This window comes from Salegentibacter salarius, assembly GCF_900168265.1.
Taxonomy (GTDB): Bacteria; Bacteroidota; Bacteroidia; order Flavobacteriales; family Flavobacteriaceae; genus Salegentibacter; species Salegentibacter salarius.
Map to the genome: position 1 here is coordinate 16,696 of NZ_FVZF01000031.1, position 14,339 is coordinate 31,034.

Below are 14,339 nucleotides of genomic sequence, written 5' to 3' on the forward strand. Positions count from 1 at the left end.
TAATAAATTGTTGTAAAACTTAAACTATTATGGATACAAAGTACACGAACACAGAAGGATTTCCGAATAAAATAAGAAGGAATTCCTGGGGGGCAATTTTTGCTGGAGCATTGACAGCACTTGCAGTAGCTTTCCTTTTAAATTTATTAGGTCTGGGTATTGGATTAAGCTCTATAGATCCGATGACCGAATCTGATCCACTCGCCGGATTGGGAACCGGAACAATAGTTTGGTGGGGTTTGTCTAATCTCGCTGCACTTTTTGTAGGTGGTATGGTAGCCGGTAGAATGTCTGGTTTTTCCTCAGGAGCAGATGGCGGAATTCACGGCTTCCTGGCCTGGGCGCTGTATGCTATTATAACCTTTTATTTTCTGACTTCAACCGTAGGCTCCATTATGAATGGATTAGGTAATACCGTCTCAGGATTGTTTGGAGGAGATAATTCAAAACAGATAACAGTACAGGTAGATAAAGCACAACAGCAATCTCAGGAACAGGCAAACCTAACCATAGATAAGGTAAAACAAGAAGTTTTACAAGTGATAAATACAGCAGAGCAATATGATGTTTTACCAGAAGACGCTTCCGAAGAAACCCGGGAGACTTTATCTGAGGCAGATTCTAAGGTGAAAGGCTTGATAAGATCTATGGATGTAGAGGAGTTTTTCAACGACCTGGAATTTGATATTAACGATGAGGGAGAACTCAATATAAATCTTGAAGGTGATGGAGAATATTTAAAGAAGGAAGAGCTCAGGGACTATCTTACTCAGAATACCGATCTGGATGAATCAGAAATAGATCAAATGATCCAGAACTGGGAAGAGCGTATTGAAAAGGCCATCCAGGATGCCGAGGAGTTTTACGCAGAGGCTAAGCAGAAAGCAGTTGAGTTGAGTGATAAATTCTCAGACGCAGTAGGGACCTTCAGTATTATTGCATTTGGAGTACTACTTCTGGGAGCCTTAGCTGGATTCCTGGGTGGTAGCCTGGGATCTCCTGAATTTACCTTAACTGAAGAAAATCGTAGGAGAGAACATAGCTAAACAATCGTATAGAATTTAATTCTTTAAAATTCAGATTGAAAATGAAAACGGGAGTCACAATTTAGAGGCTCCCGTTTTTTTGATAGTAATTCAAGTTCTTCCCCGGATCTCTGCTTAAAAACCTGGTTTTTAATGACTAGGAATGCCCAAGATATTCGGGCATTATATTTTTCCTTTCATTATCTCAGAGAATATTTTAAAAGATTTTAATCGATCCTGGTGGTCGTAAATATGAGAAACGGCCATAACTTCATTCACACCGGTCTCCTTTATGAATGCTTCAGTTTTTTCTTTTACTGACTGGGGATCTCCAATGAATGCATATTTTAGCATTCGCTGAAAACCCGGGTGGGCAAGAATCTCCCTGTGCTCATTCGTGAAATCTTCGGGTGCTTGCATATAATCGATATTTCCGCTCATTACACCAAGCATCATTTTTATTAGAGAAGTAGATATTCTTTCGGCTTGAGCTGTCGTATCAGCAGCGATTATATTCACACCGGCAATCGTGTATGGCTCCTCTAAAAATTTAGAAGCCTTAAAATTATTATGATAAATGCTTAATGCCTGGTGCAATTGTGCCGGTGCAAAATGGCTGGCAAACACATAAGGTAATCCTTGTTCGGCGGCAAGATGTGCGCTATCGGTGCTGGAGCCCAGTATATAAATAGGTACATCAACTCCTTCGGCAACGGCGGCTCTTACTTTTTCCTGAGCATTCTCTACTGAAAAATATTTCTGTATTTCTTTTACTTCCTCCGGAAATTTAAAAACCGATTTCATTCGGTCTGACCGAATTGCCTGCGCAGTAACCTGATCGGTCCCAGGCGCTCTTCCTAATCCCAGATCTATTCTATTAGGATAAAGTGTTCCTAAAGTACCAAATTGTTCAGCCACGATTAAGGGAGAATGATTAGGGAGCATAATTCCACCCGATCCTACTTTAATTTTCCTGGTGCCTCCCGCAATATGCCCTATCAATACCGAAGTTGCAGAACTGGCAATACTTACCATATTATGATGTTCGGCCAGCCAGAAGCGGCTATACCCCATTTCCTCAGCTTTTTGAGCCAGATCAAGACTTTGATCAAAAGTGTCTTTGACACTGGAATTTTTGGCAACCGTAGCCAATTCAAGAATAGAGTAGGGGATATCACTTAATTTTGAAGCCATATTGGATTTGATTTTATGCTTACAAATAGCCGAAAGGAGATTGGATTCCTTACAGTAATACTCGACAATCCTTATTTTTAGTCTTTTCTTTGAATAATGCTAATAGAAAGTTAAGAATGAATTCGCATTTTCACCTTGAATTCTTCGGAACGAAAAGGTTTTCGTGTATTTTTTTATTATCAAAAATTGATTTAATTTAGATATATTAACAATCTGAAGTTAAAGTACGCATAAAAAGTTTTTGCCCGCCAAACTTCCACATAATTTAGTCTTAGCAAACCACTAAAATTAACACCTATGGCATCTTATTTAAATACCAACGAAATTAGGCTAAGCCTTCGTCAATTAGTAAAACAATACGTTGAAGAATGCGAAACCTGCCAGGAACTTCCTGAAGAATTTATTAGCCTGATTAAGCACAATTTCCTTGCTAAATATGTTTATTACAATAAAGGTAAACAGCAAATTGAAATTGGAATTGACGAGTCTGAATCTCCAGATACTTATCCAGAGATTAAAGTGTATAAATTTCCGATAAACAAGGCTACAAAATGGTTGGATAAATCGTTTAAGGACCAACAAAGTGATTTGGAATTTTACGGAAAATTATTAAATAGAAATGATAGTTTCTACTCTTCAGAAATTGTTCTGATGAGTAGATAGAACTTTTTTCAAAACCTAAAAGAGCGATCTTATAATCAAGATCGCTTTTTTTATTTTTAAGAGATGAATATAGAGATAGCAAGAATTTACGAACATAAGGAGGCTTCAGATAATATAAGAATTCTGGTAGATAGACTTTGGCCACGTGGTGTTTCTAAGGAAGATGCGCACCTGGATTATTGGCAAAAACAATGGGCGCCGAGTGAAGATTTACGAAAAAGATTTCACCAGGATAAAATTTCCTGGGATGAATTCAGTGAAAATTATAAAGAAGAATTAAACAATAATAAAAAGTCAATCCTGGAAGATCTGCAAGAGATAGACAAAAGAAAAAAACTAATTCTTTTATACGGCTCTAAAGATAAAAGTCAAAATCACGCAGTTCTCTTAAAGGACTTCTTGGATACTGTAAATTAAGCCGTTTCTTTACGAGCCAGATCTTTCATAATCATAGCGGCATGAACCCTTGAGTTTTCTATAAACCATTTGTGAGTTTCTACGCCACCGCAAATAACTCCGGCAAGGTAAATTCCTTTTACATTTGTTTCCATGGTTTCCTCATTATATTTAGGAATTTTCCGGCCGTCATCAGAGAGATCAATCCCCATGTTTTTTAGAAACTCAAAATTTGGGCGATACCCTGTGAGCATTAGTACGAAGTCATTTTCCAGTATTTTATCACCTTCAGGGGTTTCAATAATAACTTCCTTCTCTTTAATTTCCTTCAAATTAGCATTGAAAAATGCTTTAATGCTGCCTTCCTTAATTCGGTTATCAATATCTGGGCGCACCCAGTATTTTACCCGGCGGCCAATTTCTTTTTTTCTAACAATCATCGTAACCTCACCACCTTTTCGGTATATTTCCAGCGCCGCATCTACAGCAGAATTGCTCGCGCCCACCACAATGGTTTTTAGAGTGGCATAATAATGAGGATCTCCATAGTAATGAGCCACTTTTGGTAAATCTTCCCCGGGAATGTTCAGGTAATTTGGGATGTCATAGAAGCCGGTAGCCACTACTACATTTTTTGCAGTGTACTGGTTTTTTATACTGGTAACAGTATGCAGATTATCTTTTGATTCAACCTTTGTGACCTTTTCAAATAAATTGATGTTAATTTTATTAGAAGTGGCTATCCTGCGGTAATATTCTAAAGCCTCAGCTTTTCTAGGCTTGGGGTTATTGCTGATAAACGGAATGTCATTCAGCTCCAGTTTTTCTGAAGTTGAAAAGAAAGTCATGTTTGTGGGATAGTTGTACAAAGAATTTACCAGGCAACCTTTTTCCAGGATAAGATAAGAAAGGTTTTTCTTTTCAGCTTCCAGGGCACAGGCAATACCAATAGGGCCGCCACCAATAATTATAACATCGTAAGTATTCTTAGGAGTTTGCAAGTTTTTTTAGGTCTTTTATGGTTTCCTTCTGGTCCTTAGCTTTAAAAACATAACTACCGGCTACAAGAACATCTGCTCCGGCTTTAACCAACTGTGTAGCATTTTCGTTAGTGACTCCGCCATCAATTTCAATTAAAGTGGAAGCGTTATGCGTTACAATAAGCTCTTTTAAACGCTGGACTTTTTGGTAAGTGTTTTCTATAAAACTTTGTCCGCCGAAACCTGGATTAACACTCATTATACAAACTATGTCGATATCATTGATCACATCTTTCAATAAATCTACACTGGTATGCGGATTTATCGCAACGCCGGCCTGCATTCCTTCAGCTTTAATGGCCTGTAATGTTCTATGTAAGTGTGTGCAGGCTTCATAATGCACGGTAAGATTATCGGCTCCCAATTTTGCAAATTCTTTAATGTACCTATCTGGATCTACGATCATAAGGTGAACATCAATAGTTTTTTCGGCATGTTTGGTAATAGCCTGAAGTACGGGCATTCCATAAGAAATATTCGGAACAAAAACACCGTCCATAATATCAATATGAAACCAGTCGGCTTCACTTTGGTTTACCATTTCAATATCACGCTGAAGATTTCCAAAATCTGCAGCAAGAATAGATGGGGCAATAAGTTTTGTACTCATAATTGTTGTGCTGTTGTAAGTGTGCACACAAAAATAACAAGATTAAACTTATTTTATGCCTTCTGTAAATTTATTTAAGATATACCTTACAGAGCTTTGAATAGCAGGATTAAGCAGGCTCACCTGGTTGGTATAGGTGTTGATATTTTTTGGTTGAAAACGGTCGTCTAGCGAAATAAATTCGACTTCATAGCCATCAAACTGAATATCGGGAATCTGCTTCTGGAAAATAGTAATAATATTATGATGCCTTTCATCGGCTTTAATTCTCTGAAAAAGATCTTTCAATAATTCTTTTTCACCTTCCAAAACCTGGAAAAAATTACCCTGGGAATATAAAAGTACACCGGTAACTTGATTATCGTTATTCCATTTTTTACTAAAGTCTAAAGCTTCCTGGATCTCAGTTTCTGAAAGTGCCGGATTTACGGTACTTACATAACTTATGGCGTAGCGCATATTAATTTAATTGTTAAGTCTAAAAATAATAGTATTTGAGAATTATAGAAATTTTAAAAAGTGAAAATTTATATAAAATCATGAAAAAACCCCGGTTCATCACGCCGGGGTCATTCATCAATCAAAAAACGAACAGTTATGTTAGCCGGCCGTCGCCGACATTAACTGTTGTCATCTTAAATATCTTATCCTAAATAAGTTTTTAGGATCTTGCTTCTAGAAGTATGTTTCAATCTTCTAATCGCTTTTTCTTTAATCTGTCTAACTCTTTCTCTTGTTAGATCAAAAGTTTCTCCAATTTCTTCAAGCGTCATTGGGTGCTGGTCTCCAAGACCAAAGTACAAACGAATAACATCTGCTTCACGCGGAGTTAAAGTTTCTAAAGCACGCTCAATTTCAGTTCTTAGAGATTCGTGTAAAAGTTCTTTATCAGGATTTGGAGATTCCCCGGAACGTAATACATCGTAAAGGTTAGAATCTTCACCTTCTACCAAAGGAGCATCCATAGAGACGTGACGTCCGGAATTCTTCATAGATTCCTTAACATCATTAATCGTCATGTCCAGCTCTTTCGCAATTTCTTCAGCACTTGGAGGGCGCTCGTGAGATTGTTCTAAGAAAGCAAAAGTTTTGTTGATCTTGTTAATAGATCCAATTTTATTCAATGGTAAACGAACAATACGCGACTGCTCGGCCAATGCCTGAAGAATAGACTGGCGAATCCACCATACTGCATAGGAAATAAATTTAAAACCACGCGTTTCATCAAAACGTTTTGCAGCTTTAATTAATCCTAAGTTTCCTTCGTTAATAAGGTCGGGTAGGGTTAACCCCTGATTTTGATATTGTTTTGCTACCGACACCACAAAACGTAAATTCGCTTTAGTTAATTTTTCCAAAGCGCGGTCATCACCCGCTTTAATTCGTTGTGCTAATTCTACCTCTTCATCGGCAGTAATTAGATCAACTTTACCAATTTCTTGCAAATACTTATCTAGCGAAGCAGTTTCACGGTTTGTTACCTGCTTCGTAATTTTAAGTTGTCTCATCTATCGTCTCCTTGGATTTTAATTATGAATAGCTCTTGTACTAGTTTATACGCAAGGAGTAGTCGGAATGTTACAAAAAACCTTAATTAATTTTATTTGGGCGTTACCCTGCGGGTCGGGCTTTACGCTTCAAGTCTGCGCTCGTTCCACTCGCTGTGGGCTTTACGCTGCAATTCCTAACGCGGAAAATTCCTAAAAATAAAATAACAGGGTAACTTGAAAATCTTTCACTGTTAAGCTGAACTTGTTTCAGCTTCTAACATATTAGATCCTGAAACCAGTTCAGGATGACGACTCTAATATTTAAAAAAAGACACAAAAAAATCCCCGAGAAAACAATTCCCGGGGATTTCAATATATAAGCTTAAGACTAATTAGTCGTTGTCTTTACGATCTCTGTTGTCTCTGCTTCTTCGATCATCACGGCCACGATTGTCTCGAGAACCGCGGTTGTCACGACCTCTGTCGTTGCGATCGTTGTCTCTTGGTGGTCTTGCCTGGTAACCTTCAGGTTTTTCAAGTAAAGCTTTTCTTGAAACTTTTTCCTTACGGGTTTTAGGATCTACACCAAAGTATTTTACATCTATTACATCTCCAAGGTTTACAATATCGGTAACATTATCGGTACGTTCCCACGCCAGTTCAGAAATGTGTAATAACACCTCGTTACCGGGAGCATCAAGATATTCTACTACGGCACCAAAGTCAAGAACTTTAATAACTTTTACTTCGTAAACACTTCCTTTTTCTGGCTTAAAAGTTACCGAGTCTATTTTAGCAAGAACTTTGTCAATTCCTTCCTGACTTGTTCCAAGGATTTCAATAATACCTTCTTCGGTTACAGGATCTTCGTTAATTACGATCTCAGTTCCTGTAGTTTTTTGAAGTTCCTGAATTACTTTTCCTCCAGGCCCGATCATTGCACCAATAAATTCGTTAGGAATTCTTCTAGTGATGATTTTTGGAGCGTGAGCTTTTACATTTTCGTTTGGCTCAGCAATAGTATCAGTCAGTTTTTCTAGAATATGAAGTCTTCCCGCACGAGCTTGTTTTAGTGCTTTTACTAAAATCTCGTAAGGAAGTCCTTTTACTTTAATATCCATTTGGCAAGCGGTAATCCCGTCAGCCGTTCCGGTGACTTTAAAGTCCATATCCCCCAGGTGATCTTCATCTCCTAGAATATCAGAAAGTACCGCGTGACGCTCACCATCAGAAATTAGTCCCATCGCGATACCAGAAACCGGCTTCGTCATTTTAATCCCTGCATCCATCATTGCCATAGTTCCGGCGCAAACCGTTGCCATAGAAGAAGATCCGTTAGATTCCAATACTTCAGAAACGATTCTTACAGTGTAAGGATTGTTTTCAGGAATCATTCCTTTTAATGCACGTTGTGCCAGGTTCCCGTGTCCAATTTCACGTCTTGAAGTACCTCTAATTGGGTAAGCTTCTCCGGTACAAAATGGAGGGAAATTATAATGTAGATAGAAAGTCTCTTCGCCCTGGTGAGTTGGCATATCTATGGTGTTGGCTTCTCTGGAAGTTCCTAAAGTTACCGTTGCCAGTGCCTGAGTTTCCCCACGGGTAAAGATTGCCGAACCGTGTACCGATGGTAAATAATCGGTCTCACACCAGATAGGTCTGATCTCGTCGGTTTTTCTACCATCAAGACGAATACCTTCTGCAAGGGTAAGTTCTCTTACCGCTTCTTTTTCGGTTTTGCTGTAGTATTTTTTAATTTGCTTTTCATTTTCTTCCAATTCTTCTTCAGAAAATAAAGCTAAAACTTCTTCTTTTACTGCTGAAAATGCTTCGCTACGTTCTTTTTTACTGTGACCGCCTTTAGCGATTTTGTAAATTTTATCGTAAGCTGCATCATGAACCCTTTTTTCAAAGTCTTCATTCTCTGGAGTTACAGCATATTCCCTTACCGGCTTTTTACCAAAAGCTTCAGCCAAACGCAACTGCGCTTCAATTTGTTTTTTGATATGCTCGTGAGCGAATTGAATAGCATCTGCCATCTCTTCTTCTGAAATTTCTTTCATCTCACCTTCAACCATCATTACAGAATCTGAAGAAGCACCAATAATCATATCGATGTCTGATTCTGCCAACTGGCTGCGGCTTGGGTTAATTACAAACTCACCATTAATTCTACCCACACGGGCTTCAGAAATAGCGGTTTCAAAAGGAATGTCTGAAAGTTGAATAGCTGCAGAAGCGGCAAGTCCTGCCAAAGCATCTGGCATCACTTCCTCGTCATGAGACATCAACTGGATCATTACCTGGGTCTCAGTTCTGTAATCTGATGGAAATAGTGGACGCAATACGCGGTCAACAATTCTCATCGTTAATACCTCACCGTCACTTGGTCTTGCTTCTCTTTTAAAGAAACCTCCAGGATAACGTCCTGCTGCGGCAAATTTTTCTCTGTAATCTACTGTTAATGGAAAGAAATCCATCGTGCTTTCTTTGTAAGAAGACACTACAGTACAAAGCAACATAGCGTCGCCCATTTGAACAACAACCGACCCATGAGCCTGTTTTGCTAATTTTCCGGTTTCGAGGGAGATTTCTCTTCCATCTCCTAAATCGATAACCTCTTTAAATGTTTGTGGAATCATAATAATTTTGAATTCTTCGTTTGATCTGAATAACTTCACCAGATCTTTTGTTATACAATGGTCTCCGCCTATACCGGACGGCCGGGAGTTGTGTTGTTGTGTGTTGTGTAGACCAATGAAAAACTACTCTCGTTGAGCGACAATTTTACTCACTAAGTGAGATTTAATCCCGAACTATCGGGACTACAAGTAATTTACAAATTACTGTTGTATAAAAAAAGGGGGCGTAAAGCCCCCTTTTGAAATTTATTTTCTTAATCCTAATTCTTTAACAATCGCACGATATCTTAAAATATCTTTCTTCATTAAGTAATCAAGTAAGCTTCTTCTTTTACCAACCAACATTACTAAAGAACGCTCTGAGTTGTAATCTTTACGATTCTTTTTTAAGTGATCAGAAAGATGAGAGATTCGGTAGGTGAACAAAGCAATTTGTCCTTCAGCAGAACCTGTATCGGTTTTGCTTTTCCCGTGCTTCTCAAAAATTTCTTCTTTTCTTTCTTTGGCTAAATACATTCCAATATTAATTTTAATGATTTTTATGTATTGACAGTTTTTCCGTCAGGCGGCAAAGATACTACTTTCTATATAATTACCTACTTAAAGGAAAATTTATTTTAAGCTCTTACCGGTTGATTTTGAATGAGATCCAAATACAGGTTTACTTTATTCTTAAGCTCAGACCTTTTTGTTATGAAATCTAAAAAGCCGTGTTCTTTAAGAAACTCTGAAGTTTGAAAATCTTTTGGAAGATCTTTTCCGGTAGTGTCTTTCACTACACGAGGCCCTGCAAAACCTATTAACGCGCCTGGTTCAGAAATATTAATATCTCCCAGCATTGCGAAAGAGGCTGTGGTACCTCCGGTAGTTGGATCTGTGGCCAGAGAAATATAAGGTAGACGAGCTTCTGCAAGTTGTGCTAATCTAACCGAAGTCTTTGCTAACTGCATTAAAGATAAAGCTGCTTCCTGCATTCTTGCACCTCCAGATTTAGAAATTATCATGAAAGGAATTTGATTTTTAAGGGCGTATTCTGCAGCACGTGCAATTTTTTCACCTACTACAGATCCCATAGAACCGCCAATAAAACTAAAATCCATACAGGCAATTACCAGGTCTTTTCCTTTAGATTTTCCAACAGCGGTACGAACCGCATCATTAAGATCGGTTTTTTCCTGGGCAGCCTTTAGACGATCGGTGTATTTCTTAGTATCCTTGAAACTTAAAGGATCTTTAGAAGTTACATCTTTATCCAATTCTTTGAATTTATTATCATCAAAAAGGATCTTAAAATATTCCTTACTACCAATTCTTACGTGATAGCCATCTTCCGGACTTACATAAAAATTGCTTTCCAACTGTTCGGCATCTACAATCTTACCGGTTGGCGATTTGTACCAAAGACCTTTAGGAACATCTTTTTTGTGTTCTGTTGGTGTTTGAATTCCTTTTTGTGTTCTTTTAAACCAAGCCATCTATTTTCAGGTTTCAGGTTTCAGTCTATTTTATTAGTAACAAACTGAAAGTTTTACTTAAAATAAAAACAGCCGGAATCTTTGAAATTCCAGCTGTTGAATAAAAATTAAATTTATAAAGTATTTACGTTATTAAGGTCTTCAAACGCCTTTTTAAGTCGGGCTTTAAAAGTAAGCTCTCCTTCACGTAACCATTTTCTTGGATCGTAATATTTCTTGTTAGGTACATCGCTTCCTTCAGGATTACCTATTTGGGTAGCAAGATAATCTTTCTTATCTCCCATATAATCACGAATACCTTCAAGGTAAGCATATTGAAGATCAGTATCAATATTCATTTTAATTACTCCGTAGCTAATTCCCTCGCGAATTTCTTCAACAGTAGAACCACTACCTCCGTGAAATACAAAGTCAATATGATTTTCTTCTACACCGTATTTTTTAGTAATGTGCTCTTGAGAATTTTTTAGAATTACCGGAGTAAGTTTTACGTTACCTGGCTTATAAACACCATGTACATTTCCAAAAGCAGCAGCGATAGTGAACTGGTCACTTACTTTGCTTAATTCTTCATAAGCATAGGCTACTTCTTCTGGCTGGGTATATAATTTAGAAGAATCAATATCGGTATTATCAACACCATCTTCTTCACCACCTGTAACTCCAAGTTCGATTTCAAGAGTCATTCCCATCTTGCTCATTCTCTCTAGATATTTCTTGCAGGTTGCAATGTTTTCCTCAAGAGATTCTTCAGAAAGATCTATCATGTGCGAGCTATACAATGGTTTCCCGAATTGCTCGAAATGTTTTTCGCTGGCATCCAATAAACCGTCTATCCAGGGAAGTAGTTTTTTAGCACAGTGGTCTGTGTGTAAAATCACTACTGCTCCATAAGCTTCAGCAAGCTCGTGAATGTGTTTAGCACCTGCAACAGATCCTGCAATTGCCGCTTTTTCATTTTCGTTAGATAGACCTTTTCCAGCGTTAAACTGGCCGCCTCCATTAGAGAATTGAATAATTACCGGTGAATTTAGTTCTGCAGCAGTTTCCATTACAGCATTCATACTGCTGGAGCTTATTACGTTTACTGCCGGAAGGGCAAATCCCTTTTTCTTGGCGTAATTAAATATTTCCTGTACTTCTTTTCCTGTGGCTACGCCTGGTTTAATGTTGTGACTCATAATTTTAGTTGAATTAGAAATACAAAAATAAGAAAATATGTTGGCTTAGAAAGGATAATTGATCCCTACATTATAGACAGCATTATTAAAGTTGTAATTTCTAAACCAGCGATTGCCTTCGGGAAGGGCAGGGTTGTAGGTTTTAAAGCCAACATCAAATCTTAATACAAAAAAGTTAAAGTCGTACCTAAGCCCAAAACCAGAACCTACGGCAATATTTTTTAAGTCTGCAAGTGACTCGAAAGTCGCCTTTTCATCTTCAACAATATCCAGTACATTCCAGATATTCCCCACGTCTATAAAAACAGCCGAATTTAAAGCGCCAAACAGGTTGTAACGATATTCGGCATTAAAGGCGAGTTTCATATTAGCTTCGTTAAATTCGTTTCTGCCACCACTGCTGCCCGGACCAAGATCGTAAGCTCGCCAGGCACGATTATCATTAGGACCACCTGCAAAGAAACTTCTTACAAATGGGATGCTGTTGGCATTTCCATAAGGAATTGCCACGCCACCAAATGCGCGAAATGCTAAAATATTATCTCTCCCCATATCCCAATGTTTTATAAAATCGAGTTCGGTTTTAATATATTGAGAGAAATTTACTCCTAAAATATTATAATTTCCATTTTCATTTTTTTCAAAATCTGCAAGTGCAGAAATTGCGGAAAGTGTATTTCCTGCGGTTTCTATTTTAAACCTAAACCTGGTGAACTCCTGATCGTATAAATTTTTCTTGGTATTCCATAAATAGGTGTAGTTAGAGGCGAAAATCAGGTTGTTTTCAGTTAAACGATTTTTGCGTTCTCCTATATTATTTACCAGTTGTGTTTGATCTTCATCCAGGCCGGTAGTCCCGCCAGTATTATTAGAAATATCGTTAATAAAACTTTCGGCTCCTGTAGGGATAATTAGCAATCCTTCTTCATTTAAATAAGAGGGATTGGTAACGATACTGCCCGATTGAATGATTTGGTTGAGATCGTTGTACGAATTACGATAAACATTAAAATAATTATCGGTATTCAGGTTTCTTACGTATTGGATGTTTAAAAGATCAAGGCGGTTAGAAAGTTGTGGCGATGGGTTCCAACGATAGTTAAGAATCCCTGTGAGATTTCGCTTATCTAAACCTATATTATTTTGGGTGCTAACTCCTACACTAAGTGCAGTAAAGGGTTGCATATATTTTGGAATAAACTTATCGGTATTAATAGGAAGAAATATCCTTGGAAAAGTGAGTTTAAGATCGGCTCCAATTTCTGAAATATCAAAAAAGCGGTCGTCATTTCCACTTATTGCGGCATCTGTAGAGGATCCTATACTTCCTCGTCCCGAAATCTCAAAGTTTTCGGCTCCTCTAAATACGTTTCTTATTAAAAGCGAGCCGCCAAAACCAATTCCGAACTTTTGGATATTACTTTGTGAAACATCAAAATCAAAGCCCAATGAGTATTTTGGCTGCGGAGTTAAAAAAATATTAGCTACAAGATCGCTACGGGTGGAATCGGCAGGATCTGGTGTAAATTGTACATTGGGATATTTAAAAACGCGTAAAGAGTTTAACCGATTGTAAGTTCGGGAGCGGGAAATATCACTGTATGTATTTCCCGGTCTAATAAAAACTGCATCGGTAATGGCTTCGGGTTTATAACGAAGTTCTTCAAAGCTATAAAGGGTATAGCCTTCTTCGGTAGTTACACTATCGGTTAATGCTTGATTTCGATTTGCATATTTATAATCGGTAAAAATATTAACCTTACTAATTTCGTGAATTTTAAATGGAACCCTTGAGGTGGTATCTTCTTCTGAAGCAAAACGGTTTTTTATTATTAAGGTTGTATTTACATTTTTTCCGGTGTTAATCGTATCGGCATTAAAACTTATATATTCCTGGTCAAAATTATAAACGCCGCTATTTCTAAAAAGAGAAGTAAGGCGATCTCTTTCTTCATTGATGTCCAGTGTTTTATACTGCATACCTTCTTTAATGATAGATTCATCTTTATGAAGTTCGTATAAAGAATCTATAACTTTAGAAGATATATTGGTAGTTATGGAATCTAAATGATAGGGTTCGCCCGTTGTAACTTCGTAGGCTACCCGAGCGCGTTTCTTTTTATTTTCTGAAGGAATTATCTCGTAATCGGTTTCTACATTAAACCAGCCATTGTTCCAATACCAGGAATTTAGACGGTTAACCGATTTTTGGGTTTCTTCTTCATTTACAATTACCGGAGCCTCGCCGGTTCTTTTAATCCATTCGTTAAAAGTCTTCCGTGAATGCAGAAATTTTTCAAACTGTTTGTAGGAAAGAATATCTACCAGCGTATTTTTCTTGCTTTCATTTTCAAGATATTTTTCGCTTAAAATAGAATCGATATTTGGGCGGGCAAGATTATAAAAATGAAGTCTAAGCGGAACTCCTAAGAAACTGGTGTTTGGTTCCTGGTAGAGTTGATTGTAAATACGGGTTTCTTTAATCTTTTCGTCATTGACGAAAATCTCATTGTTAGTGAGCAGTTTATCATCACCTTCTACGCGTTTTACGGCATTACAGGAAATTAAAAAAAGCAGGCTTAAAAAAAATAATGATATTTTTGCGAAATGCCGATTCAAACAC

13 protein-coding genes are annotated in these 14,339 nt (G+C 37.6%); 3 read left to right on the forward strand and 10 right to left on the reverse strand.

Features of this window, described 5'->3' with window-relative positions; genetic code table 11:
• Nucleotides 1–29 precede the first annotated feature (29 nt).
• Complete coding sequence (locus B5440_RS14290; protein ID WP_070054953.1) at nucleotides 30–1,046, forward strand: hypothetical protein; 1,017 nt, start codon at nucleotides 30–32, stop codon at nucleotides 1,044–1,046.
• Nucleotides 1,047–1,208: 162 nt separating this feature from the next.
• On the opposite strand, the gene B5440_RS14295 is transcribed toward B5440_RS14290, so the two are convergent.
• Nucleotides 1,209–2,219: an LLM class flavin-dependent oxidoreductase gene (locus tag B5440_RS14295; protein WP_070054954.1), complete on the reverse strand. Its 1,011-nt coding sequence runs from the start codon at nucleotides 2,217–2,219 to the stop codon at nucleotides 1,209–1,211.
• 297 nt (nucleotides 2,220–2,516) lie between these two features.
• Between B5440_RS14295 and B5440_RS14300 the strand changes: the two genes are divergently transcribed.
• Nucleotides 2,517–2,882 (forward strand): hypothetical protein, encoded by a 366-nt coding sequence (locus tag B5440_RS14300; RefSeq protein WP_070054955.1) that lies wholly within the window; start codon nucleotides 2,517–2,519, stop codon nucleotides 2,880–2,882.
• Nucleotides 2,883–2,945: 63 nt separating this feature from the next.
• Nucleotides 2,946–3,299, forward strand: a complete 354-nt coding sequence (locus B5440_RS14305; RefSeq protein ID WP_070054956.1) for a DUF488 domain-containing protein — start codon at nucleotides 2,946–2,948, stop codon at nucleotides 3,297–3,299.
• Here B5440_RS14305 and B5440_RS14310 read toward each other — a convergent pair.
• The 9 genes from B5440_RS14310 to tamL all read right to left on the reverse strand — a co-directional run bounded on the left by B5440_RS14310 (nucleotide 3,296) and on the right by tamL (nucleotide 14,335).
• Nucleotides 3,296–4,279: a YpdA family putative bacillithiol disulfide reductase gene (locus tag B5440_RS14310; protein WP_070054957.1), complete on the reverse strand. Its 984-nt coding sequence runs from the start codon at nucleotides 4,277–4,279 to the stop codon at nucleotides 3,296–3,298. The two genes, B5440_RS14305 and B5440_RS14310, sit on opposite strands and share 4 nt — an antisense overlap.
• The gene (rpe, locus tag B5440_RS14315) at nucleotides 4,266–4,928 is read right to left on the reverse strand and encodes a ribulose-phosphate 3-epimerase (RefSeq protein WP_070054958.1); all 663 of its coding nucleotides are present in this window, start codon (nucleotides 4,926–4,928) and stop codon (nucleotides 4,266–4,268) included. The genes B5440_RS14310 and rpe overlap by 14 nt, the downstream gene beginning before the upstream one ends.
• Before the next feature lie 48 nt (nucleotides 4,929–4,976).
• The gene (locus tag B5440_RS14320) at nucleotides 4,977–5,387 is read right to left on the reverse strand and encodes a BLUF domain-containing protein (protein WP_070054959.1); all 411 of its coding nucleotides are present in this window, start codon (nucleotides 5,385–5,387) and stop codon (nucleotides 4,977–4,979) included.
• Between the two features lie 185 nt (nucleotides 5,388–5,572).
• Nucleotides 5,573–6,436 carry a sigma-70 family RNA polymerase sigma factor gene (locus tag B5440_RS14325; RefSeq protein ID WP_011708302.1) on the reverse strand — a complete coding sequence of 288 codons (864 nt, stop codon included), beginning with the start codon at nucleotides 6,434–6,436 and terminating at the stop codon, nucleotides 5,573–5,575.
• A gap of 374 nt (nucleotides 6,437–6,810) precedes the next feature.
• Nucleotides 6,811–9,060 carry a polyribonucleotide nucleotidyltransferase gene (locus tag B5440_RS14330; protein WP_070054960.1) on the reverse strand — a complete coding sequence of 750 codons (2,250 nt, stop codon included), beginning with the start codon at nucleotides 9,058–9,060 and terminating at the stop codon, nucleotides 6,811–6,813.
• Between the two features lie 246 nt (nucleotides 9,061–9,306).
• On the reverse strand, nucleotides 9,307–9,576 hold the full coding sequence (gene rpsO / locus B5440_RS14335) for a 30S ribosomal protein S15 (RefSeq protein ID WP_070054961.1): 270 nt from the start codon (nucleotides 9,574–9,576) through the stop codon (nucleotides 9,307–9,309).
• 101 nt (nucleotides 9,577–9,677) lie between these two features.
• Nucleotides 9,678–10,535, reverse strand: coding sequence for an acetyl-CoA carboxylase, carboxyltransferase subunit beta (gene accD / locus B5440_RS14340; protein WP_070054962.1), 858 nt, complete (start codon nucleotides 10,533–10,535; stop codon nucleotides 9,678–9,680).
• Between the two features lie 113 nt (nucleotides 10,536–10,648).
• On the reverse strand, nucleotides 10,649–11,716 hold the full coding sequence (gene fbaA, locus B5440_RS14345) for a class II fructose-bisphosphate aldolase (RefSeq protein WP_070054963.1): 1,068 nt from the start codon (nucleotides 11,714–11,716) through the stop codon (nucleotides 10,649–10,651).
• Between the two features lie 45 nt (nucleotides 11,717–11,761).
• Nucleotides 11,762–14,335: a translocation and assembly module lipoprotein TamL gene (tamL, locus tag B5440_RS14350; RefSeq protein WP_070054964.1), complete on the reverse strand. Its 2,574-nt coding sequence runs from the start codon at nucleotides 14,333–14,335 to the stop codon at nucleotides 11,762–11,764.
• Between the last annotated feature and the right edge of the window lie 4 nt (nucleotides 14,336–14,339).

Bases quoted from the DNA above. Each gene is read 5' to 3' on its own strand.
- fbaA (WP_070054963.1), bottom strand. From the start codon at position 11,716: ATGAGTCACAACATTAAACCAGGCGTAGCCACAGGAAAAGAAGTACAG.
- B5440_RS14325 (WP_011708302.1), bottom strand. From the start codon at position 6,436: ATGAGACAACTTAAAATTACGAAGCAGGTAACAAACCGTGAAACTGCT.
- B5440_RS14290 (WP_070054953.1), top strand. From the start codon at position 30: ATGGATACAAAGTACACGAACACAGAAGGATTTCCGAATAAAATAAGA.
- B5440_RS14305 (WP_070054956.1), top strand. From the start codon at position 2,946: ATGAATATAGAGATAGCAAGAATTTACGAACATAAGGAGGCTTCAGAT.
- rpe (WP_070054958.1), bottom strand. From the start codon at position 4,928: ATGAGTACAAAACTTATTGCCCCATCTATTCTTGCTGCAGATTTTGGA.
- accD (WP_070054962.1), bottom strand. From the start codon at position 10,535: ATGGCTTGGTTTAAAAGAACACAAAAAGGAATTCAAACACCAACAGAA.
- B5440_RS14330 (WP_070054960.1), bottom strand. From the start codon at position 9,060: ATGATTCCACAAACATTTAAAGAGGTTATCGATTTAGGAGATGGAAGA.
- rpsO (WP_070054961.1), bottom strand. From the start codon at position 9,576: ATGTATTTAGCCAAAGAAAGAAAAGAAGAAATTTTTGAGAAGCACGGG.
- B5440_RS14295 (WP_070054954.1), bottom strand. From the start codon at position 2,219: ATGGCTTCAAAATTAAGTGATATCCCCTACTCTATTCTTGAATTGGCT.
- B5440_RS14300 (WP_070054955.1), top strand. From the start codon at position 2,517: ATGGCATCTTATTTAAATACCAACGAAATTAGGCTAAGCCTTCGTCAA.
- B5440_RS14320 (WP_070054959.1), bottom strand. From the start codon at position 5,387: ATGCGCTACGCCATAAGTTATGTAAGTACCGTAAATCCGGCACTTTCA.